The organism is Natronosporangium hydrolyticum (assembly GCF_016925615.1).
Taxonomy (GTDB): domain Bacteria; phylum Actinomycetota; class Actinomycetes; order Mycobacteriales; family Micromonosporaceae; genus Natronosporangium; species Natronosporangium hydrolyticum.
In genome coordinates this window covers 5,518,031-5,538,430 of record NZ_CP070499.1, presented here as the reverse complement: position 1 = coordinate 5,538,430, position 20,400 = coordinate 5,518,031, and the positions used below count along the sequence as shown (strand labels likewise).

Sequence of the window (20,400 nt, the reverse complement as noted above, 5' to 3'; positions counted from 1 at the left end):
CGCAGTGCGAACCCGGCTCACCCGGCGGGTTCGGCGGCGAGTTCTCGCAGGTCCAACACCTGTTCGCACCAGTGGTCGGCGAGCAGCCGATCATGAGTTACCAGCAGGATCCCGAGGCCGTGGCTGCGCTGCTGTTCGGCGAGGGTCGCCAGCAGCCCCGCCTGACTGGAGACGTCGAGCATCGCGGTCGGCTCGTCGCAGATCAGGTACCCGGGGCGTAGCGCCAGCGCGCGGGCGAGCGCGGCGCGTTGCAGCTGCCCGTCAGACACCTCATGGGGGTAGCGCCGCAGTAGCTCCGGGGTCAGCCCGACCGGTTCGGAGAGCCGCCGCAGCAGCTCCGGCCGGTCTGGCCGGGGCGGCAGTTCGCGGTGGGCGGCGAGCGGTTCCAGCAGCAGCTGCCCCAGCCGCAGCCGTGGGTCGGTGGCGGCGCGGGGCGACTGCCACAGCAGCTGCACCCGGCGGCGCAGCCGCTTGGGGAGGCTCAGCCCCGCGCCGGGTACCGGTTCGCCGTCGAGCTCGACCCGGCCGGCGTCGGGGGCGAGCAGCAGCGCCAGCACCAGCGCCAGCGTCGACTTGCCCGAGCCGCTGGGCCCGACCAAGCCGATCCGGCCGCCGGCCGGGAGGCTGAGGTCGACGCCCGGCAGGGCGGTCACCCGGTCCTGGCCGCCGCCGTAGCTGACCCGGACCTGGTCAGCGCGCAGCATCGGTGCTCCGGTGGGCGGTCGCGGGCACCATCGGTGGCGCCGGAAGGTAACAGCGGACGTGCCGGTCGGGCTGGTCCGGCACCGGCCGGGGCGTTGGTACCGGCCCCGCACAGTCGGGGATGCGCAGCTCGCAGCGCGGTTCGAACGGGCAGCCGGGCGGTGGCGCGGTCAGCTCCACCGGCTGGCCGGGGATCGGGAGACCGCCGCGCTCCGGCAGCGCCGCCAGCAACCCGTCGCCGTACGGGTGGGCGGGGGCTGCGAAGAACTCCTCGGTCGGCGACGACTCCACCAGGTAGCCACCGTAGAGCAGGGCCAGCCGGCCGCCGAGTCGTTGCGCCAGCCGCAGGTCGTGGGTGATCACCAACACCCCCGCGCCGCGGCCGGTGAGCTGCCGCAGCTGTGCCGCGGTCACGTCGACCAGGTCGGCGTCGAGCCCGGTGGTGGGCTCGTCGGCGATCACTAGTGCCGGGTCGCCCACCATCGCCAGTGCGTTGAGCACCCGTTGCTGCATCCCGCCCGAGAGCTGGTGCGGGTAGCGCCGGGCGATCCGGTCGAGGTCCAGGTCGAGTTCGGCCAGCGCCTGTCGCAGCGTGACCCGGGCGGCCGCCGGGCTCAGCCCGCGGGCTCTGGCCAGCTCCAGCAGCAGCGACCCGACTCGGCGTACCGGGTTGAGGGCGGTGGCCGGGCTCTGTGGGATGTAGGCGAGGTGGCTGCGCCGGAACCGGTCGAGGGCGGCCCGGTCCAGCGTGGCGAGGTCGTGGCCGGCGACTGAGATCGTGCCGGCGAGGTCGGTGTTGGCGGGCAGAGCGCGCAGGATCGCACTGGCGAGGACGCTCTTGCCGCTGCCGCTCTCGCCGACCACCACCAGGAACTCGCCAGCGGGCAGCCGCAGGTCGATCTCGGTCAGCGCGGCGACCGGGCCGGCCCGGGTCTGGAACCGTACCGACAGGCCGGTGACGGCCAGCGGATCTGCCGACGGGGCGGTCATAGGCGCAGCTCCGATCGCCACTGTGGTTGATAACGGTCGCGCAGCCATTCGCCGAAGGTGCCGACCGAGGCCGCCATCGCGAAGATCACCAGCCCGGGAAAGAGCGCGGTCCACCAGGCGCCGGCGTAGATCGCCTGTTGGCTGTCGGCGAGCATGTTGCCGAGCGACGCCTGATGCGCCGGCAGCCCGAGGCCGAGGAAGGAGAGCCCCGACTCGTGGAAGATCGCATGGGGCACCAGCAGGATCATCGCGGTGATGATCGACGGCGTGAGGTGCGGCAGGAAGTGTCGCCGCGCCAGCCGCCAACGGTCGGCGCCGCCACCGACCGCGGCGGTGACGAACGGTCGGGCTCGCAGCGACAGCAGCTCACCGCGCACGATCCGGGCCACCGTCGTCCAGTGGGTCAGGCCGACCGACAGCAGCACCGCCCCCTGTGCGCCGAGCACCGGCCGGAACAGCACTACCAGCAGGATCGCGAAGAGGAAGTGGTTCTGGCTGGCCATGAAGTCGACCACCCGCATCGCCAGGCCGTCGACCCAGCGACCGAAGAGCCCGGCGACCGCGCCGATCGTCACTCCGATGCTGACCGCGACCGCGGCGGCCAGCACCGAGATAGTGAACGAGACCCGCATCGCCGCCAGCACCATCGCCAACAGGTCCCGGCCGGAGGCGTCGGTCCCCATCGGATGGCTCAGGGACGGGCCGGCGAAGACGTTGCCCAGGTTGACGCCGGTGGGGCGGGCCCACGGCCCGATCACCGCCGCCAGCACCAGCCCACCGAGGACCACCGCGGCGACGGCCGCGCCCGCCGGCATCCGGCCCGGCCGCCGGTCCGACCCGAGGTACGCCAGCCGGGACCAGGGCCGCCACTGGCTCACCCGGGCGCGGAGCTGCCGCACTCCGCCGGTCACGGCGCCGGCTCCCGTACCCGTGGGTCGGCGACCCGGTAGAGCAGATCGGCGGTCAGGTTGCCCAGCACCACCAGGACGGTGCCGAACAGGGTGATCGCCAGCAGCAGCGGCAGGTCGACGGCGAGCGCCGCCTGCACGGTCAGCTGGCCGACACCGGGCCAGCCGAAGATGGTCTCGGCGAGCACCGCGCCGCCGATCAGCTCCGCGAGGTGGGCACCGGTCAGGGTCAGGAACGGCAGCAGCGCGTTCGGCAGCGCGTGCCGGAACAGCACCACGGTACGGCGGACTCCGCTCGCCTCAGCGAACTGTACGTAGTCGGCCCGGCGTACCTCCAGCAGCGTGTTGCGTACGTAGAGGGTGAACCAGGCGTGCTGGGCCGCGGCGAGGGTGAGCGCCGGCAGCACCAGGTGGCGAAGGTCCACCAGGGGCGGATCCAGTGCCCGCGGGTCGGTCATGCCGCCGGGCGGCAGCCAGCCGAGGGTGACCGAGAAGAGCCAGATGCCCAGTAGCCCCAGCCAGAACGACGGGGCGGCCAGGTTGACGTAGCAGAGGGTGCGGACGATCCGATCCGGCCAGCGGTCCCGGAACGCGGCGGCGGTCACCCCCAGCACCAGCCCGCCGATCAGCACCAGCAGCAGCGCCACTCCGATCAGGATCGCCGAGGGCAGCAGCCGGGCGCCGATCTCGCTGAGCACCGGTTGGCCAGCTAACAGCCGGGAGTTGCCGAAGTCGCCCCGCGCCAGATTGCTCAACCAGTGCCAGAACTGCAGGTGTACCGGCTGGTCGAGACCCCAGGCGGCCTCGATCTCGGCGGCGGTCTGGTCGCTGAGCGGGCTCTGCACGGTGGCGTAGGACTGCACCGGGTCCCGCGGGGAGAGCTGGGCGAGCGCGAAGGTGAACGCCGCCACCGCCAGCAGGATGATCGGTAACGCCAGCAGGCGCTGGCCCACCAGGGCCAGCGCGCTGCGGTTGCGTCGGGGGGTGGTCACCGGGTCAGCCGGTCACTCGCCACTCGTGGAGATTCCAGAGCAGGCCGCGGGAGAACCCGTGCAGGTGTCCTTCGCCGATCGCTGCGTCCACGCCAGCCACCCGGTCGGAGACCACGAAGACGTGTTCCGGGCGTACCAGGTGGTGGTAGCCGCCGTTGGCGGCGACCAGCTGCTGCACCTCGGCGTAGGCGGCGGCCCGCTCGGCCGGGTCGAAGGAGGCGCGGCCGGCTTCGAGGGCCGCGTCGAGCGCCGGGTCGTCGATCACCGCCGGGTTGTTGAAGGCGTTGCCGTCGTCGATCCGGGAGGAGTGGAACGTGTCCAGGAAGTCGAGGTCCGGGTCGAAGACGGTGCCGGTGCGGTTGAGCGCCGGGGTGCCCTCGGCGAGGTGGTCGACCATCACGGCGTGGCCGGCCGACTCCAGCTCCACCTGCATCCCCAGCTGTGCCAGGTCGTCGGCGACGGCGAGCGCCGCGCCCCGGTCGCCGGCGTCGCCGGCGCCGTAGACCAGGGTGAAGGCGAACGGCTCGCCGGCGTCGTCAACCAGCAGGTCCCCGTCGGCGCTCCAGCCGGCGGCGTCGAGCAGCTGCTGCGCCTCGGCCGGGTCGTGGGGCTGGTTGATCGACTCGTCGGCGGCCCAGTGGCCGGGCGGCAGCACCGCGTAGACCGGCTCGGCCCGCCCTTCGAAGACGCCGTCCACGATCGCCTGCCGGTCGATCGCCAGCCCGATCGCCTCCCGCACCCGCGCGTCGGTGAAGAGTGGGTTGTCGTTGGGCAGGATCAGCGCCAGCGAGTCACCGGGCACCCCGACAACCTGGAAGCCGTCGCGGTCAAAGGTGTTGGCGGTCTGCGGTGGCAAGCTGCTCGCTTCGGCGTCGACCGTGCCGGTGTCGAGCTGCGCGGCCCGGGCGTTCTCGTCGGGGACGAAGCTGAAGGTGAGCCGGGGGCTGGCCACCTCGCCGCCGTGCCAGCCGTCGTGGGCGGTGAGCACGATCCGTTCGCCGCGACGCCACTGGTCGAAGACGAACGGGCCGCTGCCGACCGGCTCCACGTTGAACTCGGTGGTGTTCAGGTCCTCGTCGGCGAGCAGGTGTTCGGGGATGATCCCGATGTAGAGCTTGTCCAGGAAGGCGGGGTCGTCGCGGCCGAGCGTGAACTCGACAGTGGTGTCGTCGACCGCCCGCACCTCGGTCAGCGAGTCGAAGAGCAGATCCCGGAGCCGGGTGGCGACGTCGGGGTCGAGAATCGACTCATAGGTGAAGACCACATCGTGGGCGGTGACCGGTTCGCCGTCGTGCCAGGTCGCGTCGTCCCGCAGCGTCACCGTGACCGTGGTGCCGGTCACCTCGGGCAGCTCGGCGGCCAGGTCGGGCACCTGGTTCAGCTGCTGGTCGTAGCCGATGAGGCCGCTGAACATCGGCCACTTGTCACCGTAGATGGTGCCGTAGATGTCGCCGAAGATCGGATTGAGGTTGTCCGGCTCGGCGCCGACCGCGATCACCAGCGGGGCGGTGTCGTCGGCGCCGGCGTCGGAGTCGTCGCCGCAAGCGGCGACCGCCAGCACGAGCGAAGCGGCGGAGGCTACGGTAAGGCATCTGCGCATGGCGCAACGCTATTGCAAGTTGATGGCAATAGGCAAGTCTTCCGTATTGATTCCATGCTTGTATGTGCATGTATGCTGCCCGTTCACCTGGTCGGCACTCACCTACCCCACGCTGCGGGGAGTACCCCCAACCGAGATGAGGTAGCGCAAATGCCAGACCAGGAGCGGAGTTCCCGGCGAGCCGAGGCGACCGAAGCGGGCGCCGAGGGCATCGGGCGGCGGGCGTTGCTGCGCGCCGGCGGTGTCGGCGGCGTCGCGGCAGCGGCGGTCGTGGGACTCGGGCTTCGGCCCGAGGCCGCGTTGGCCCAGCCTCGTGACGAGGCGGTGACCTCCCCTGCCCGAAACCTCGGAGAGCTGCACGAACTCGACCCGCACGCGCACACCGCGCGGACCGGGCCCGGGGGTGGACCCCGGCCGGCGCCCGGGGTGCGGATCCTCCCGATCGACCGGGCGAAGTTCCTGGTCGGCGTCCGATTCGACCTGCGGGTGGAGGCATCTGGCGTGGATCCGGAGACAGCCCGGATCGACATCGAGGTTCACGGCCCGGACGGGCCGGCCCCGATCCTGGTCGGTGACCCGATCCGCACCAGCACCGAGTCCGACAGCCTGGAGATCACCTACCCGCAGGTCACCTTCCCGGCCGCCGGCACCTTCCACGTACGGGCGAGGGTGACCGGCCGCGGTGGTCGCAGCGCTCAGGCCACGGTCGAACACGAGGTGGTGACCGCCCAGCTGGGGGACCACCCACCGGCGAAGAACATCATCTTCTTCCTCGGCGACGGGATGGGAACCGCGGCGATCACCGCTGCCCGGATCCTCTCCAAGGGGATCACCGAGGGCAAGTACCACGGTCTGTTGGAGATGGACCAGCTGCAGTATCGGGGCCTGGTCGGGACCTCGGGGGCGGATGCGCTCGCCACCGACTCGGCCAACTCGATGTCGGCGTACATGACCGGACACAAGTCGTCGGTCAACGCGATGGGGGTCTATGAGGGCAATGACCCGGACCCCAACAACCACCCCCGGGTGGAGAACCTCACCGAGTTGCTCAAGCGAAGCCGGGACATGGCGATCGGAGTGGTGACCACCTCCGAGATCCAGGACGCCACCCCGGCGGCGGTCTGGGCGCACACCCGCCGGCGCTCCGAGTATGTCGAGATCATGGAGCAGGCGTTGAACCCGGAGCAGCAGCCTGATGTCCTGCTCGGCGGCGGGCTGCACGCGTTGCTGCCGCAGTCGGAGCCTGGTTCCCGGCGGGAGGATGACCGGGACCTGGTGGCTGAGTTCCGGAAGCAGGGCTTCGAGTACGCCGACAGCCGCCGGGAGTTGCACAAAGCGGTCCGGGGCCGGCGGCCGGAGAAGCTGCTGGGGCTCTTCCACCTCGGCAACATGAACGTCTACCTCGACCGGCAGCACGCCCCGGACCCCGAGGTCCTGGGTGAGTGGACCGACCAGCCCAACCTGACGGAGATGACCGAGGCCGCACTGCGGGTGTTGGAGCGCAAGCCCAACGGCTTCTTCCTCATGGTCGAGGCTGCCTCCATCGACAAGATGGAGCATCCGCTCGACGGGCCCCGGGCGGTCTACGACACGATCGAGTTCGACCAGGCGATCGGGGCGGCGAAGCGGTGGGCGGCCGGGCGGGACGACACGCTGATCGTGGTCACCGCCGACCACAACCATTCGATGCAGATCGCCGGCACCCACGACAAGCGGGAAGCTGCGGGTCGAGCCGCGAACGGGGTATACGGCAACGCAGCCTTCCCCACCTACGCTGACCGGGACGGAGACGGGTTCCCGGACGACCCGGCCCCCGATGTCGAGCTCTTCTTCGGCTGGTCGAACCACCCGGACCACAGCGACGACTTCCACCACAACCCGGTCTTCAAGCAGCCGGCACTGCTCGACGAGGATGGTCGGGCGGTGGACAATCCGGAGCGGGATCCGGACGCCGAGCTGCAGGTGGGGAACCTGCCCTTCAACCAGACCAACTGTGTGCACACGGTGGAGGATGTGTCGGTCTTCGCCTCCGGCCCGGGTGCGGCCCGGTTCAACGCCTTCCTGGACAACACTGAACTCTTCTTCGCCATGACGGACTCGCTCGACCTGTCGGTGGCGGATTGATCCCGGTGGGTGAACGCCGCCGGAGCGGTCACTCGACCATCAGGCGTCGCCGCAGCTCAGGTGGTGCTGCAAGAGCGTTTCCCGCCGGCTGGGGCACCATCCTGAGCTTGCTCAAATACCCGGCAGTTGTACGGCTCGCCGTGTGTCGTACAGCTGCCGGGCTTTGGATCTTTAGCTCGACACCGCGTCCCGGCGCGCGGCCGCGAGGCCCGGGGCGTTTCGGGCATGGTTGGGTGGGGAGGGATCTTGCATACGGGAATATCCGACATTTCTGTACGCAAGATCCCTCCCCGCCCAACCATGTCGGGGTTGGGTGGGATTGGGGACGCCGCGCCTGTCGCCCAGTTGGTCGACAGGCTTGTCCTAATCGGCCGGCAGAGTCGCATACGCCAGCGGCCGGGCTGTCGGTGGGGATTGCCGCCAGATCGGAGCGGGCGCAAGAGGTCTACTGGCTGACTTAGTTCTGGCGGTTCCTCCCTCTCCAGCTGATGATCTTGGCTGGTCGGGCTGCTCCGTTTCTGCTCGCAGCTCTCGTAGGCCGCGAAGCGACGCCCGAGCCCACCCACCCGAAAAATTCCGTACCGGCGGGTCTTCAAAGTCCAGACCGCGACGGTCATGCCCACAGTGGTTGGCCAGCGGAGAGCGGTCCGCCGCGAGTGACCGCTGGCGGATGCGGCTTCGCCGAGCTTCAGATGAGCCCGTGCCGGGGCCTGACTTTCGTCAGGCAAAGTCTCCGTCGGAGGAAAATCCGGGCCTTCGACAGCGGGGGTGGTGTCGAAGGCCCGGACATCTGCGGGAAGGTTGACCGCCTAGATCGGCTCGTACCCCTCGGGGAGCGGCTCCGGGTCGTCACCGCCGAGCTCTGCCGGCGGGTCCACCGGCTGGCCCGGCTCCACCGGCTGGCCCGGACCGCCGGCCGCGCCGAGCGGCCACGCATTGAATACCGCGGTCACCTGCGCTCCCCTCACGGATCGGCGTCATATCCTTCACATCTGAGGATCGGCTGGTTACGCCGTGCTAGCAATGGGTCAGACCACCCAATCTTTGCCCGGTCGCCCGCCATCCGGACGATTACCCGATGGGTGGTCACCGCCGGCGCAGTAGTCGCCGGGTGAGCAGCGCGAAGACGATCGAGATCCCGATCATCGCTGCGATGCCGCCGAGCCACGCCGCCGGATGGTGTGACCACAGCACGTCGTCCGGAGTGCCGAGCGACACCCGGCGGAGGTCGGTAGTGGCGGCCGCACTGGCGTAGCCCCAGCGGGCCGGCGCCAACCACGACGCCTGCTCCAGCACCGCCCGGCCGGTCACCGGGATCACCCCACCGCAGAGCACCAGCTGCGCCATCACCGCCACCACCAGCGGCGGCGTCGTCTGCTCCACGGTGGTGGTGAGCGCCGAGACGAGCAACCCCATGATGGTGCAGGCGACCGCGGTGGCGGAGACCGCAATGATCACCTCCAGGGTGCCCGAGCCCAGCAGCAGCGCCGTGTCCGGCCCGGGACGGATCAGCCGGACACATCCCACCAATAGCACCGACTGGGCGATCGCCACGGTGGCGAAGAACGCGAGCTTCGACCGCAGGTACGCCTCCGGGGTCAGCCCGGCCGCCCGCTCATGTCGGAAGATCGGGCGTTCCCCGACCAGATCCCGGACCGAGGCGGCCATCCCGGTGAACGTCGCGCCGACGATCAGCACCACAAGTAATCGCATCGCCTCCGAGCTGGGATCCGGGAACGGATCACCGAGCCCGTTGCCGCCGGGCACCGCCAACGCCAGCACTGCCAGCGCGACCGGCATCGCGGCCAGGAACGCGAGGTAGCCGCGGTCGGCGAACAGGAGCCGCACCTGCCGCCGGAACAGCACCCCGAATTGCCGCCGGACCAGCTTTCCGGCGGGGCGGGTGGCGGCCTGCCGGGGCCGTGGCTGGCCAGCCCGGGCCCGCTTGCCGGCAGCGGTGGCGCCGCCGGACGGGCCGGCGGGTGCGATCGCCAGCCGGGAGAAAATCTCCGGCCACTGGTCGGTCCCGAAGTGGGCGGCGATGCCGTCGGGCGGCCCGACGTAGGCCAGCTTGCCGCCGGCACCCATGATCACCACCGAGTCGCAGAGGTTGAGGTGGGCGGTGTCGTGGGTGGTCACCAACACCTGCCGCCCCTCGTCGGCGAGCCGGCGCAGCAACTTCATCACGTCGAAGGCCAACGCCGGGTCGAGCCCGGAGGTCGGCTCATCCAGCATCAGCAGCGAGGTCCGGGTCAGCAGCTCGAACCCGATCGACAACCGGCGCTGCTGCCCGCCGGAGAGCCGGTCCACCCGGGTGCCGGCGTGCTTGCTCAGGCCCAGCTCGGAGACGACCTGCTGCACCCGGCGGTCCCGCTCGGCGGCGCTGGTGTCGCCGGAAAGCCGCAGCTGGGCGGCGTACTGGAGCGCCTCCTGGGCGGTGAGCCGCTGATGGGCGATGGTGTGCTGGGGGACGATCCCGATCCGGCTCTTGACCTCGGCGTAATGGGTGTGCACGTCGACGTTCTGGTAGAGCACGTTGCCGCCGGTCGGCTCCAGCTCGCCGCAGAGCAGCCGGAACAGCGTCGACTTGCCGGCACCGGAGGGGCCGAGCAGCGCCACCAGCCGGGCGCCGTTGACCTGCAAGCTGACGTTGTCGGTCAGGGTGGTGCCGTTGGGCAGCGTGTAGCTGATCCCGTTGACCGTCAGCCCGGCCGCCGGCTCGTCGGTGACCTCCCGCAGCTGGCCACCCTGCTGGACGAACCGGGTCCGGCCGATCGTGAGCAGGTCGCCGGCCTGCAGCGGTGCGCTGGTGATCGGAACCCCGTTGACGAAGGTCCGGTTGCTGCTGCCCAGGTCTTGCACCTGGAAGCCGTACGGGGTCGGCTCCAGGCGGGCGTGCCGGCGGGAGACCAGCAGATCGGTGAGGACGATGTCGTTTTCCTTGTCGCGGCCGATCGTGATCGGCCGGGACAGTGGTGGGGGCGGCGGCACCGGGCTCGGGGTCGGTGGCGGTGACGGCACATCCGGCGGAGGTGGCGGCACCGGGCTGCTGGCCGGCGCAGGTGAGGACACTTCTGGTGGCGGTGGCACCGGGCTCGGGGTCGGTGGCGGTGACGGCACGCCCGGCGGGGTCGGTGGTGGCGGCACCGTCGCCGGGGACGGCGAAGCCACACCTGGCGCCGCCGCTGCTGGCGTCGCCGGCGGCGGTGCCGCGATCGGGGCGCTGGCGACGCTCAGCTCCACCAGCGGGCCGTCGGTGACGTGGCCCAGCCGGATCTCGGTGGGCTCCGACACCGGACCACCGCCCCACCGCTGGCCGTCGTAGAAGGTGCCGTTCGCGCTGCCGAGGTCGCGCACCAGCCAGCCGTGCGGTTGCCGGCTGATCTCCAGATGTCGCCGCGAAACCCGACTGTCGGCGATCACCACCTGGCAGCCGGGGCTGCGGCCGAGTACCACCGGGACGCCGGGTCCGAACGCGTGCCGCTCCCCGTTCACCGTCACCACAAGCTGACCAGCCGACTCAATCACGCTCACATTTCACCATCGAGGCGCAAGGTGGACCGACGCCGGCCGGCGAAGCGGTCGCCGGGGTCACCGGCCGGCCGGCCCCAGCGCCGTGTCAGGCCGGTCGGAGACGTCCGGCCGGTCGGGGAAGTCACGTGAACCTTCGCCGGAGGGTCGCCGCCGCGGAGCCGGCGAGGGTGAGCAGGCAGTCGGTGAGGTGCCCGTCGGACTGTGCCGCTCGACACAGCGCGGTGCCGGTGCCGGGGTCGCCGTTGGCGTAGGCGCTCAGAAACCGCGCCACCCAGCGGGCTTCGTAGGGTGCCTGGTCGATGTCGGGGAACTCCAGCCGCCACGGCCCGCGCGCGAGCTGGTCGCCGACCGTAGTCTGTGCCAGGCACCAGGCCACGTCGTACGCCGAGGTCACGCCGCCTTTGGCGACCACAGAGTGGAAGGTGCCGGCTACCGCGTCCGCCTCGCCAGCGAGCGCGCGGTCCAGCACCTCGGCTGCATCCCGGGTGGCGGCCGTCGACAGGTCCACGAGGGCACTGTACGACCAGCGGTCAAGGCCGGTCGGGGGTTCGTTTGTGGCGCCGCCCGGGATATTGTGCCGGGGACACGAAGCGAGAGAGGGCCCCTGGTATGCGTACGCCCCGCCTGGTTCCGGCCGTCGTGGCGGCGGCCGCGCTGCTGCTGGCCGGATGTGTGGATTCGTCGGCGAGCGACGACGGGCCGGACGGGCCCGGGTCGGTCCGGCTCTACGGCACTGACGGCACGATGCAGGACGCCTTCGGCTCCGGTCTGGTCGACCGGACCGTGCTGAACGGTATGAAGGGCACCGCCCCGCTGAACCCGTTGCCGGCGGAGTTCACCAACCGGCTGTTGGCGGTGGACCCGGCGCTGGAAGGGTTCCTCTTCAGCGGGGAGACCTACGACGCGGTGGTGATCAGCGCGTTGGCGGCGGAGCTGGCGGGCACCCCGGACCCGGCGGTGGTGCGCGACTACATCAACACCGTCACCACCGGCGGCACCCCGTGTACCGAGGTGGCGCAGTGCCTGGAGCTGGCCCGCGACGGCGAGCAGCTCGCCTATCGCGGGGTGTCGCTGCGGGAGCGGGGCTTCACCGAACAGGGAGAGCCGTCCGCGGCGACCTATGCGACCCTGCACTTCGGCCGGCAGGGCTTCATCGAGCAGGACAAGACCGAGTTCGTGGGGGCCGGCGACGCGGCCGCGGTGACCGAAGCGGACCCGCCGGAGCCGGGTCCCCGGCCCACCGAACCAGCCTTCGACCGGGAGCCGCTGCGGATCGGCGGGCTGCTGCCGGAGACCGGAGACCTCGCCTTCGCGTACCCGCCGCTGATCGCGGCCGCCCAACTGGCGGTCGACGAGATCAACGAGGCCGGGGGTGTGTTCGAGGTCGACGTGGAGTGGTTCGACGGCGATGAGGGCAGCAGCGTCGAGGTGGCGCGGGAGTCGCTCGCCGCCCACATCGACGACGGCGTGCACGTGATCATCGGGGCGGCGGCGTCCCGGGCCACCCAGGCGGTGCTGCCGGACGCGGTCGCCGCGGGCCGGATCTTGTTCTCCCCGGCGAGTACCGCTGCCGAGTTGAGCGGGGTGGAGAGCGACGGTTACTACTTCCGGACCGCGCCCTCGGACCTGCTGCAGGGCGCGGCGCTCGCCGACATCATCCTGCGAGACGGCAACCAGCGGGTGGCGATCATCGCGCGCGACGACGCGTACGGGCGGGGACTGTCGCAGAACGCGGAGGAGTCGCTGCGCCGGCTCGGGGTGACCGACGCCGAGCTGACCGCGCTCACCTACCAGCCGCCGGAGCAGGAGGACGGGCCGGTGCCCGGGGTGGCGGAGTTGGTCGACGACGTGACCGCGGCGGAGCCGGACGCGGTGGTGCTGATCGGCTTCAGCGAGGCGGCACAGATCATCCAGGCGATGGTGGACGAGGGCCTGCTGGCGGAGGAGTGACGGAGGAGTGATCGGGGCGCCCCTGACTCGGCTACCTCCCGGAGCCGGGGCGCCCTACCCACGTGGGTCGTGGGACGAATTTGGTTCGGGGTCTCTTCGGGGGTGTGGGTTATTCGCCCGGGGGGCGCTGCTGGGGGATCTGGCCCTGGAGCAGGGCGCGGACTTCGGATTCGCGATATCGGCGGTGGCCGCCCAAGGTGCGGATTGCGCTGAGCTTGCCCGCCTTCGCCCACCGGGTCACGGTCTTCGGGTCCACGCGGAACATCGATGCGACCTCAGCCGGGGTCAGCAAGGGTTCGGGTTCATGCGTACGCGACGCCATCGGTAAAGTTCCTCCACATTAGCCGGATCCTCCGCGGGGGTGCGAAGGCCGCGTTCGACGCATATCGACCGGGGGGTCTTCCGGCCGACGCGTCTCCATCGTCCGGCTAGTCTCGGATGTCCGACATGGGCCGAACGGCCGAAGCTAGCTGGATGTAAGGACGACCAATGACTGATTTAAGGTGACTTGTCTGGACATGGGGTGAGTGTCCCGCCAGTACGGTCAGTTCGCCCGCTCCAATAGTTGAACCGCCCGCCACCGCGCGACCAGTTTCTCGTACGCCTCGGTCGCCGCGTCCGCGTCACCCTTGGCCAGGCTCGCCAGCCCGGCCGCGACCAGGCCGGGGGAGTCATCGGTAGCCAACTCCTCGTCGGGTAGCAGGTCCACGAGCCCACCGTAGTCGAGCTCCACCAGCGAGCCCGGGTGGAACTCCTCCAGCCAGCGGGCGCCCTCCGCCACCGCCTCGGTGATCGGCGCGTCCTCGCCCACCGCCTTGCGGAGGATGGCCAGGCTCCGGTGCGCGCGGCGGCGCGCCTTCGACATCGGGGCGTGGTAGATCAGCCGGCGCTGCCCCGGCTCGATGATCAATTCCCGCTCGCTCTCGTCCACGAAGACGAACCAGCGCAGCGGGATCCCCCAGGTCGCGACCTGCTCATGCAGCCGGCCCTCGCCAGCGCGCCAGTCGTCGAGCACCGCCTGGGCCAACCCGGCGAAGGCGGGTGGCACGAACGCGTCAGCGATCACCGCCGGCACCCCGTCGCGGGCGCTGAGCGCCGCCTCCGCCACCCGGGCCCGTAGATGCCACGGGCAGACCAACACGGTGCCCTCCCGCTCCAGGACATACGCCTCCTCGGGGAGGTCGGGCAGCCGGGTCCAGCCCGAACCGAGCGCCGCCATAACCGCCGTACGCTGGCGTTCCGGGCCTTCGCCCGGGCTTACCGCCCGCCCTTCCCGGACATATCGCCGCCAGCGGCGCTGCTGCTCACGGTCGAAGGCTGCCAATGGCTCGTAGACCCGCAGATAGGCGGCGGACAGGGAGGACACGCCTCGATCCTACGGCGGGGCTAGCGCCCGGCGCCGACCTCGGTTGCCGTCTACCCTCAGAGGTGGTGCACCCGATGATGGGCGTGCCGCGGCGACACCTCGCCGCCCCCGCCGGCGTCACCTCACAAGGGTGCGCCGGTTACGTTCCCCCACAGGAGTGAGACATGGGCGTTTTCTCCGGCCACGACGGCGTCGACACCAGCCACGAGCAGGTGGTCTTCTGTCAGGACAAGCCGAGCGGGCTTCGGGCGATCATCGGCATCTACTCCACCGCGCTGGGGCCGGCGCTCGGCGGCACCCGCTTCCACCCCTACGCCAGCGAGGCGGAGGCGGTCCACGACGTGCTGGAGCTCTCCCGGGCGATGGCGTATAAGAACGCGCTGGCCGGGCTGGACCTCGGCGGTGGCAAGGCGGTCATCTGGGGCGACCCGGACCAACTGAAGAGCGAGGCGCTGCTGCGCGCGTACGGCAGGTTCATCGAATCCCTGGGCGGGCGTTACATCACCGCCTGCGATGTCGGGACCTACGTCGCCGACATGGACATCGTGGCCCGGGAGACCCGGTGGGTGACCGGCCGCAGCGAGCAGCACGGCGGCGCCGGCGACTCCTCCGTGCTCACCGCCTGGGGCGTCTACCAGGGGATGCGGGCCGCCGCAGTGCACGCCTGGGGCGACCCGTCGCTGGCCGGCCGGCGGGTCGGCATCGCCGGTCTGGGTAAGGTGGGCAAGCATCTGCTTGGCCATCTGCGTGACGAGGGCGCGGTGGTGAGCGGTACCGACGTGAGCGAACGGGCGCGCCAGTGGGTGCGGGCGCAGCACCCCGAGGTGGCGCTGGTCGAGGACGTCCAGGCGTTGATCACCTCGGAGCTGGACATCTACGCGCCGTGCGCCCTCGGCGGGGCGCTCAACGACGAGACGGTGCCGGTGTTGCGGGCGAGTATCGTGGCCGGCGGGGCCAACAACCAGCTCGCCCACCCCGGCATCGACAAGGCGCTCGCTGATCGGGGGGTCCTGTACGTGCCGGACTATCTGGTCAACTCCGGCGGCGTGGTGCAGGTGGCGGATGAGATCGATGGGTTCAACTTCGAGCGGGCCAAACTGCGGGCCACCAAGATCTACGACACCACCCGGCAGTTGTTGGCCGAGGCGGAGTCCGAGGGGGTGCCGCCGGCGGCCGCGGCGGACCGGATGGCCGAACGGCGGATGGCCGAGGTCGGCCGGTTGCGGACGATCATGGCGCCGAGGCCGTAAATGCTGCGGGGTTAGCCACAGTACGCGGGGGCCGAGGTGTCGATTGCCGCGGTTGCGATGTAACGTAAGACCCACGAGAGATGCTGAAGACATCGGGGCCCGCCTTCGGGCTGCCCCGAATTCTGTGCGAGGGGGTCGCCATGGGGCGCGGCCGAGCGAAGGCCAAGCAGACGAAGGTGGCCCGGGAGCTTAAGTACCATTCCCCGGAAACCGACCTCGAAGCGCTACAGCGGGAGCTGTCGGGCAACGGCACCGCGGGCACGGGCAGCGTGGGCACGGGTAACGGCACCGTGCACCACGAGGAGCCGGACCCGTACGCTCCCTACCTCAACGAGGTGGATGAGGACGACGAGCCAGACCACGCTCGCCGTTCTTCTCGCCGCTAACCGAGCCGCGCTCCCAGCCCCGGTCAGCGGGGCCGGTTGCTGAACTCGGTGAACTGGGTGGTGAACACATCCGTCCAGCGCGGAGCGCCGCGCTCCCGGGCGGCGGCGGCGCGTCGGCGTTGCACCGCCGCCGCCTGCTCGAGCAGCGGCCGCAGCCCCGGCTCGGCGTCGCGCACTCGTTGCTCCAGCTCGTCAGGTGTCTCGGGCGGCATCGAGCACTCCCTCCAGTAGTCTGATCTTGGTGTTCCGGCAGTGTTCGGTCTCGGTGACATCGAAACGCCCCAGCTCGAAGTATCGGTTGGAGGCGTGGGCGCCACCGCAGAACCCGAAGTAGGCGCAGCCGCGCCGGCACCGCTCCACGCCGGTGAGGTACTCCGCCACCCACCCGGTCGGCCGGTTCGCCGCGGCCACAATCTCCGCCAACGGGGTCTGCCGCACATTGCCGAGCGCGAAGTCGCGGTGGCCGCCGGCGGCGTCGAACCCGGCCAGCTCCGGCGAGAAGAGCACCACCCGGCCGTCGTAGGCGACCGTGGGGACCGGGTCCCGACGGCGAGGCAGCACCGAGTCCGCCTCCCCCCGCACCGCGGCCGCCAGATAGTGCAGCGACCACTCGACCTCGCGCAGTTCGAACCGCGGGTCGGCCACCCACGCCGCGGTGAGCGCGGACCAGAACCCGCGCACCGCGGCGTCGGTGCGGTGGTTGTCCCGGCGGTTCACACCCTCCCGCTCCTCGATGTTGACCCCGAGCCAGTAGCAGCCCAGCTGGCCGAAGAAGTCGTAGAGTTCGCGGGCGAGCTCCGGGGTCGGCTCCGACACCACACAGATCACCGCGAACCTGATGTCGTGGGCGCGGAGCGCCGCCACCCCCCGCATGATCCGCTCGTACGCCGGCCGGCCGGCCCGATCTACCCGGAGCGCGGTCCGGGTGGCCGGCCCGTCGAGGCTCAGCCCCACCTCGATCCGGTGGTCGCGAAAGAAGCCGCACCACTCGTCGTCGATCAAGGTGCCGTTGGTCTGGATGTGGTGCTCAACCCCGGTGAACGGCGCCATCAGCGACGCCAGATGCTCCCGGCCGGCGGCTAACGGCTCACCGCCGTGCCACACCACCGAGAAACGGTCCACCCGGGTGGCCCAGTCGTTGACAGTCTCGGCCACCGCCGCCGCGACCGGCACCGACATCCGCCGATCGACCGCCCGGTGCGGCAGATAGCAGTAGGCACAGTCCAGATTGCACAGAGTCGTCGGCTGAAGTAGGAGGTAGGAAGGGATCTCCACCACACCGCGCATCCCGGTCCAGCCGTCGACCAAGAGGTACGCCCTCCTTCGCAGCGCAGCGCGGGACGCTCAGCCGCCCGCGTACGACCCCACTAGCTGGACGTTGCCGCTCCCTTCGATGATCTCGCCGGCCACCCACGCGTCGACTCGGCGCCCACGCAGGAACGCCAGCGCCCGGTCGGTCTCGCCGGCCGCGACGATCGCGAACATCCCGACCCCCATGTTGAAGGTCGACTCCATCTCCAGGTCGTCGATCCGGCCGCGCCGCTGCACCAGATTGAAGATCGGCTGCGGGCACCAGGTGGAGCGGTCGACCACCGCGTCCACGTGGTTGGGCAGCACCCGAACCAGGTTGCCGGGGATCCCGCCGCCGGTGACGTGGGCGAGCGCGCGCAGCTCGCTCTCCGCCTGCAGCCCGAGACAATCCTTCGCGTAGATCCGGGTCGGCGTGAGCAGTTCCTCGCCGACGGTCCGCTGCTCGCCCAGGTCTTCCACCACCGAGTCCAACCGCAACCGGCCGGCCCCGAGCAGCACATGCCGCACCAGCGAATAGCCGTTGGAGTGCAGGCCAGAGGAGCCCATGGCGATCACCGTGTCGCCTACCTCGACCCGCTCCCGGCCGAGGATGGCGTCCTCCTCGACCACGCCGACCCCGGTCGCCGCGAGATCATACTCGTGCGGGGCCATCACCCCGGGATGCTCGGCGGTCTCGCCGCCGATCAGCGCGCAGCCGGCCAGCTGGCAGCCGAGCGCCACCCCGGCGCCGATGTCGGCCACCCGGTCCGGCCGCACCTCACCGCAGGCGACGTAGTCCAGCAGGAACAGCGGCTCGGCCCCGCATGCGACCAGGTCGTCGACGACCATCGCGACCAGGTCCAGCCCGACCGTGTCGTGCACGTCCATCGACTGGGCGATCAACAGCTTGGTCCCCACCCCGTCGGTGGAGGAGGCGAGCACCGGGCTGCGGTACTTCGCCACGTCGAGTTTGAACAGGCCGGCGAAGCCGCCGACCGACCCGAGCACCTCGGGCCGGATGGTGCGCTGCAGATGTGGCTTCAGCCGCTCCACCGCCTCGTCCCCGGCCTGGATCGAGACCCCGGCCTCGGCGTAGGTCGCGGTCCGGCCTCGGGCCTGCTTACCGTTGCGGCCGGCACTCCAGGGCTGGTGGCCGGTGTGCTGCCGCGGGCCCTCGCTCACGTGCGTCACGCTTCACCCCTCATCGGTGTGGCCAGGCGCTCCGGCGCCGGCGGGGAGGCCGGTGCGGGCGGCTCAGACGGCTGGTCGTCGCCGGCGCGGCCGGTAGCGGTGATTCCTTCGAGGACGTGCTTGCCGATCAGGTGCTGGGCGGGCAGCTCGATCGGATACTCCCCATCGAAGCACGCCCGGCACAACCGCGTCCTCGGCTGTTCGGTCGCCGCCACCAGCCCGTCGAGCGACACGTAACCGAGCGTGTCGGCGCCGATGGAACGGCGGATGCCGGCGACGTCCATGCCGTTGGCGATCAGCTCGGCCCGGGTGGCGAAGTCGATACCGTAGAAACAGGGCCAGCTCACCGGCGGCGCCGAGATGCGTACATGCACCTCGATGGCGCCCGCCTCGCGGAGCATCCGCACGATCGCCCGCTGCGTGTTGCCGCGCACGATGGTGTCGTCCACCACCACTAGCCGCTTGCCCCGGACGTTCTCCCGTAGCGGGTTGAGCTTCAGCCGGATGCCGAGCTGCCGGATGGTCTGCGAGGGCTCGATGAAGGTACGCCCGACATAGGAATTCTTCATCAGGCCGGCACCGTACGGGATGCCGGACGCCTCGGCATAGCCGATCGCCGCCGGAATGCCCGACTCGGGGACCCCGATCACCAGATCCGCCTCGGCGGGCTGCTCGCCGGCCAGCCGGCGGCCGATCTCCACCCGGGTGGCGTAGACGTTACGCCCAGCCAGGGTGCTGTCGGGGCGGGCGAGGTAGACATACTCGAAGATGCAGCCGGTCGGGGTCGGGTTGGCGAACCGGGCCGACCGCAGGCCGTGCTCGTCGATCGCGAGCAGCTCACCCGGTTCGATCTCCCGCACCACCGAGGCGCCGACGATGTCGAGCGCAGCGGTCTCGCTCGCCACCACCCAGCCCCGCTCCAGCCGGCCCAGCACCAGCGGGCGCACCCCGTGCGGATCCCGGGCGGCGTAGAGGGTGGTCTCGTCCATGAAGACGAAGCTGAACGCACCCCGCAGCGTCGGCAGCACCCGCAGCGCCGCCTCCTCCACCGAGAGGTCCGGGAACCCGGCGAGCAGGCTGGTCACCAACGCGGTGTCGGAGGAGGTGCAGGGCTGGTGGGGTCCGGTCCGGTCACCGCCGGCCTCGACCCGCTGCGCCAACTCGGCGGTGTTGACCAGGTTGCCGTTGTGCCCCAGCGCGATGGTGCTGCCGGTGGGGGTGGCCTGCAGCGTGGGCTGGGCATTCTCCCAGGTCGAGCCGCCGGTGGTGGAGTATCGGCAGTGCCCGATCGCGAGGTGGCCGCGCAGGCTAGCCAGGGTGGGTTCATCAAAGACCTGGGCTACCAGTCCGAGGTCTTTGTAGACCACCACTCCGGAGCCGTCGCTCACTGCGATCCCGGCGGCCTCCTGGCCGCGGTGCTGCAGCGCGTACAACCCGAAGTAGGTGAGCTTCGCCACCTCTTCACCGGGTGCCCAGACGCCGAAGACGCCGCACTCGTCGCGGGCCTCCGACAACTGGAGGTCGGGCACCTGCCACTCCTCAGACTCGTTCGCTGGCGCGGCCAAGTCTACGCGAGGTTTCCGGTAAGCCACATAGCCGCGCTCAGCGCCGAGAGTGACCAACATCGCGTCCGGATTCGGCGTCACCGGGGGCCCACAGCGGCAGGTACGCGGACAGGTCGGCCCGGCCGCCGGAGAGCTGAACCCGGCCAGTAGCCACCGCCGTCGCCCAGGACACTTGGCCGGTGGCGACCTCTACCCAGGTCACCGGGTCGGCCTCGACCAGGTTGGGGGGTGTGCCGCGGGTGTGCCGGGGCCCGTCGACGCACTGCACCGCGCCGAACGGCGGCACCCGGACCTCCACGGAACGTCCCGGCGCTGCCGCGCTCAGTGCCCGCAACAGGGTCCGCACCGCGGCGGCGAGGTCACTGGCATCGGGTGTACGGCCAGCCGCCAACTCACCGGTAACGGTCAATATTGCGGCGGATTTTCCTGGCCCTCCGGACATGCCGGGACGATACGCCGGGTCACGAGCCCCCGTCCACCCGGACCAGGGTCGCGCGAGCGGGCATCGGCAAGGCATAGTTTCCGACGAGATCCGTACGTTCGGGTCCGGCA

19 protein-coding genes are annotated in these 20,400 nt (G+C 70.9%); 4 read left to right on the top strand and 15 right to left on the bottom strand.

The annotated features are described in order from the left end of the window. Positions 1-17 precede the first annotated feature (17 nt). From JQS43_RS25165 to JQS43_RS25145, 5 genes are read right to left on the bottom strand one after another with little or no spacing between them, the layout of a single operon-like run. Entirely contained in the window at positions 18-704 is a 687-nt protein-coding gene (locus tag JQS43_RS25165) for an ABC transporter ATP-binding protein (protein WP_239676840.1), read from the bottom strand. Then, the gene (locus JQS43_RS25160) at positions 691-1,692 is read right to left on the bottom strand and encodes an ABC transporter ATP-binding protein (protein ID WP_239676839.1); all 1,002 of its coding nucleotides are present in this window, start codon (positions 1,690-1,692) and stop codon (positions 691-693) included. The genes JQS43_RS25165 and JQS43_RS25160 overlap by 14 nt, the downstream gene beginning before the upstream one ends. Continuing rightward, the gene (locus tag JQS43_RS25155) at positions 1,689-2,603 is read right to left on the bottom strand and encodes an ABC transporter permease (protein WP_239676838.1); all 915 of its coding nucleotides are present in this window, start codon (positions 2,601-2,603) and stop codon (positions 1,689-1,691) included. Before JQS43_RS25155 ends, JQS43_RS25160 begins: the two co-directional genes overlap by 4 nt. Further along, positions 2,600-3,592, bottom strand: a complete 993-nt coding sequence (locus JQS43_RS25150; protein WP_239676837.1) for an ABC transporter permease — start codon at positions 3,590-3,592, stop codon at positions 2,600-2,602. The genes JQS43_RS25155 and JQS43_RS25150 overlap by 4 nt, the downstream gene beginning before the upstream one ends. A 4-nt stretch (positions 3,593-3,596) precedes the next feature. Then, positions 3,597-5,192, bottom strand: a complete 1,596-nt coding sequence (locus tag JQS43_RS25145) for an ABC transporter substrate-binding protein (protein ID WP_239676836.1) — start codon at positions 5,190-5,192, stop codon at positions 3,597-3,599. Positions 5,193-5,342: 150 nt separating this feature from the next. On the opposite strand from JQS43_RS25145, the gene JQS43_RS25140 reads away from it, so the two are divergent. After that, complete coding sequence (locus JQS43_RS25140) at positions 5,343-7,316, top strand: alkaline phosphatase (protein ID WP_239676835.1); 1,974 nt, start codon at positions 5,343-5,345, stop codon at positions 7,314-7,316. Between the two features lie 809 nt (positions 7,317-8,125). On the opposite strand, the gene JQS43_RS25135 is transcribed toward JQS43_RS25140, so the two are convergent. The 3 genes from JQS43_RS25135 to JQS43_RS25125 all read right to left on the bottom strand — a co-directional run bounded on the left by JQS43_RS25135 (position 8,126) and on the right by JQS43_RS25125 (position 11,358). Further along, positions 8,126-8,269 carry a hypothetical protein gene (locus tag JQS43_RS25135; RefSeq protein ID WP_239676834.1) on the bottom strand — a complete coding sequence of 48 codons (144 nt, stop codon included), beginning with the start codon at positions 8,267-8,269 and terminating at the stop codon, positions 8,126-8,128. A 133-nt stretch (positions 8,270-8,402) separates the two neighbouring features. Then, a complete protein-coding gene (locus tag JQS43_RS25130) occupies positions 8,403-10,850 on the bottom strand; it encodes an FHA domain-containing protein (protein ID WP_239676833.1) in 2,448 nt (815 codons plus the stop codon). A gap of 121 nt (positions 10,851-10,971) precedes the next feature. After that, positions 10,972-11,358: a hypothetical protein gene (locus JQS43_RS25125; RefSeq protein ID WP_239676832.1), complete on the bottom strand. Its 387-nt coding sequence runs from the start codon at positions 11,356-11,358 to the stop codon at positions 10,972-10,974. 101 nt (positions 11,359-11,459) lie between these two features. Here JQS43_RS25125 and JQS43_RS25120 point away from each other — a divergent pair, with 101 nt between their 5' ends. Beyond that, positions 11,460-12,800 carry an ABC transporter substrate-binding protein gene (locus tag JQS43_RS25120; RefSeq protein WP_239676831.1) on the top strand — a complete coding sequence of 447 codons (1,341 nt, stop codon included), beginning with the start codon at positions 11,460-11,462 and terminating at the stop codon, positions 12,798-12,800. A gap of 109 nt (positions 12,801-12,909) precedes the next feature. On the opposite strand, the gene JQS43_RS25115 is transcribed toward JQS43_RS25120, so the two are convergent. Both JQS43_RS25115 and JQS43_RS25110 read right to left on the bottom strand, forming a co-directional pair. Then, a complete protein-coding gene (locus JQS43_RS25115) occupies positions 12,910-13,122 on the bottom strand; it encodes a BldC family transcriptional regulator (RefSeq protein ID WP_239676830.1) in 213 nt (70 codons plus the stop codon). A 222-nt stretch (positions 13,123-13,344) separates the two neighbouring features. Continuing rightward, positions 13,345-14,166: a DUF8083 family protein gene (locus JQS43_RS25110; protein ID WP_239676829.1), complete on the bottom strand. Its 822-nt coding sequence runs from the start codon at positions 14,164-14,166 to the stop codon at positions 13,345-13,347. 164 nt (positions 14,167-14,330) lie between these two features. Here JQS43_RS25110 and JQS43_RS25105 point away from each other — a divergent pair, with 164 nt between their 5' ends. After that, entirely contained in the window at positions 14,331-15,416 is a 1,086-nt protein-coding gene (locus tag JQS43_RS25105; RefSeq protein ID WP_239676828.1) for a Glu/Leu/Phe/Val family dehydrogenase, read from the top strand. A 140-nt stretch (positions 15,417-15,556) separates the two neighbouring features. Next, complete coding sequence (locus JQS43_RS25100) at positions 15,557-15,802, top strand: DUF3073 domain-containing protein (RefSeq protein ID WP_239679572.1); 246 nt, start codon at positions 15,557-15,559, stop codon at positions 15,800-15,802. A gap of 23 nt (positions 15,803-15,825) precedes the next feature. On the opposite strand, the gene JQS43_RS25095 is transcribed toward JQS43_RS25100, so the two are convergent. The 5 genes from JQS43_RS25095 to JQS43_RS25075 form a co-directional block, all read right to left on the bottom strand. Continuing rightward, positions 15,826-16,014 carry a hypothetical protein gene (locus tag JQS43_RS25095; RefSeq protein ID WP_239676827.1) on the bottom strand — a complete coding sequence of 63 codons (189 nt, stop codon included), beginning with the start codon at positions 16,012-16,014 and terminating at the stop codon, positions 15,826-15,828. Next, on the bottom strand, positions 15,995-17,089 hold the full coding sequence (amcB, locus tag JQS43_RS25090) for a cyclophane-forming radical SAM peptide maturase AmcB (protein ID WP_239679571.1): 1,095 nt from the start codon (positions 17,087-17,089) through the stop codon (positions 15,995-15,997). The genes JQS43_RS25095 and amcB overlap by 20 nt, the downstream gene beginning before the upstream one ends. 57 nt (positions 17,090-17,146) lie before the next feature. Beyond that, a complete protein-coding gene (gene purM, locus JQS43_RS25085; protein ID WP_420847624.1) occupies positions 17,147-18,283 on the bottom strand; it encodes a phosphoribosylformylglycinamidine cyclo-ligase in 1,137 nt (378 codons plus the stop codon). Beyond that, positions 18,280-19,812, bottom strand: a complete 1,533-nt coding sequence (purF, locus tag JQS43_RS25080) for an amidophosphoribosyltransferase (RefSeq protein ID WP_239676825.1) — start codon at positions 19,810-19,812, stop codon at positions 18,280-18,282. Before purF ends, purM begins: the two co-directional genes overlap by 4 nt. Before the next feature lie 73 nt (positions 19,813-19,885). After that, the gene (locus JQS43_RS25075) at positions 19,886-20,290 is read right to left on the bottom strand and encodes a sterol carrier family protein (protein ID WP_239676824.1); all 405 of its coding nucleotides are present in this window, start codon (positions 20,288-20,290) and stop codon (positions 19,886-19,888) included. Positions 20,291-20,400: the final 110 nt, after the last annotated feature.

Excerpts from the sequence above, each read along its gene's own strand:
- JQS43_RS25165 (WP_239676840.1), bottom strand. The coding sequence starts at position 704 with ATGCTGCGCGCTGACCAGGTCCGGGTCAGCTACGGCGGCGGCCAGGAC.
- JQS43_RS25160 (WP_239676839.1), bottom strand. The coding sequence starts at position 1,692 with ATGACCGCCCCGTCGGCAGATCCGCTGGCCGTCACCGGCCTGTCGGTA.
- JQS43_RS25145 (WP_239676836.1), bottom strand. The coding sequence starts at position 5,192 with ATGCGCAGATGCCTTACCGTAGCCTCCGCCGCTTCGCTCGTGCTGGCG.
- JQS43_RS25140 (WP_239676835.1), top strand. The coding sequence starts at position 5,343 with ATGCCAGACCAGGAGCGGAGTTCCCGGCGAGCCGAGGCGACCGAAGCG.
- JQS43_RS25120 (WP_239676831.1), top strand. The coding sequence starts at position 11,460 with ATGCGTACGCCCCGCCTGGTTCCGGCCGTCGTGGCGGCGGCCGCGCTG.
- JQS43_RS25115 (WP_239676830.1), bottom strand. The coding sequence starts at position 13,122 with ATGGCGTCGCGTACGCATGAACCCGAACCCTTGCTGACCCCGGCTGAG.
- JQS43_RS25105 (WP_239676828.1), top strand. The coding sequence starts at position 14,331 with ATGGGCGTTTTCTCCGGCCACGACGGCGTCGACACCAGCCACGAGCAG.
- JQS43_RS25100 (WP_239679572.1), top strand. The coding sequence starts at position 15,557 with ATGGGGCGCGGCCGAGCGAAGGCCAAGCAGACGAAGGTGGCCCGGGAG.
- JQS43_RS25095 (WP_239676827.1), bottom strand. The coding sequence starts at position 16,014 with ATGCCGCCCGAGACACCTGACGAGCTGGAGCAACGAGTGCGCGACGCC.
- amcB (WP_239679571.1), bottom strand. The coding sequence starts at position 17,089 with ATGCGCGGTGTGGTGGAGATCCCTTCCTACCTCCTACTTCAGCCGACG.
- JQS43_RS25075 (WP_239676824.1), bottom strand. The coding sequence starts at position 20,290 with ATGTCCGGAGGGCCAGGAAAATCCGCCGCAATATTGACCGTTACCGGT.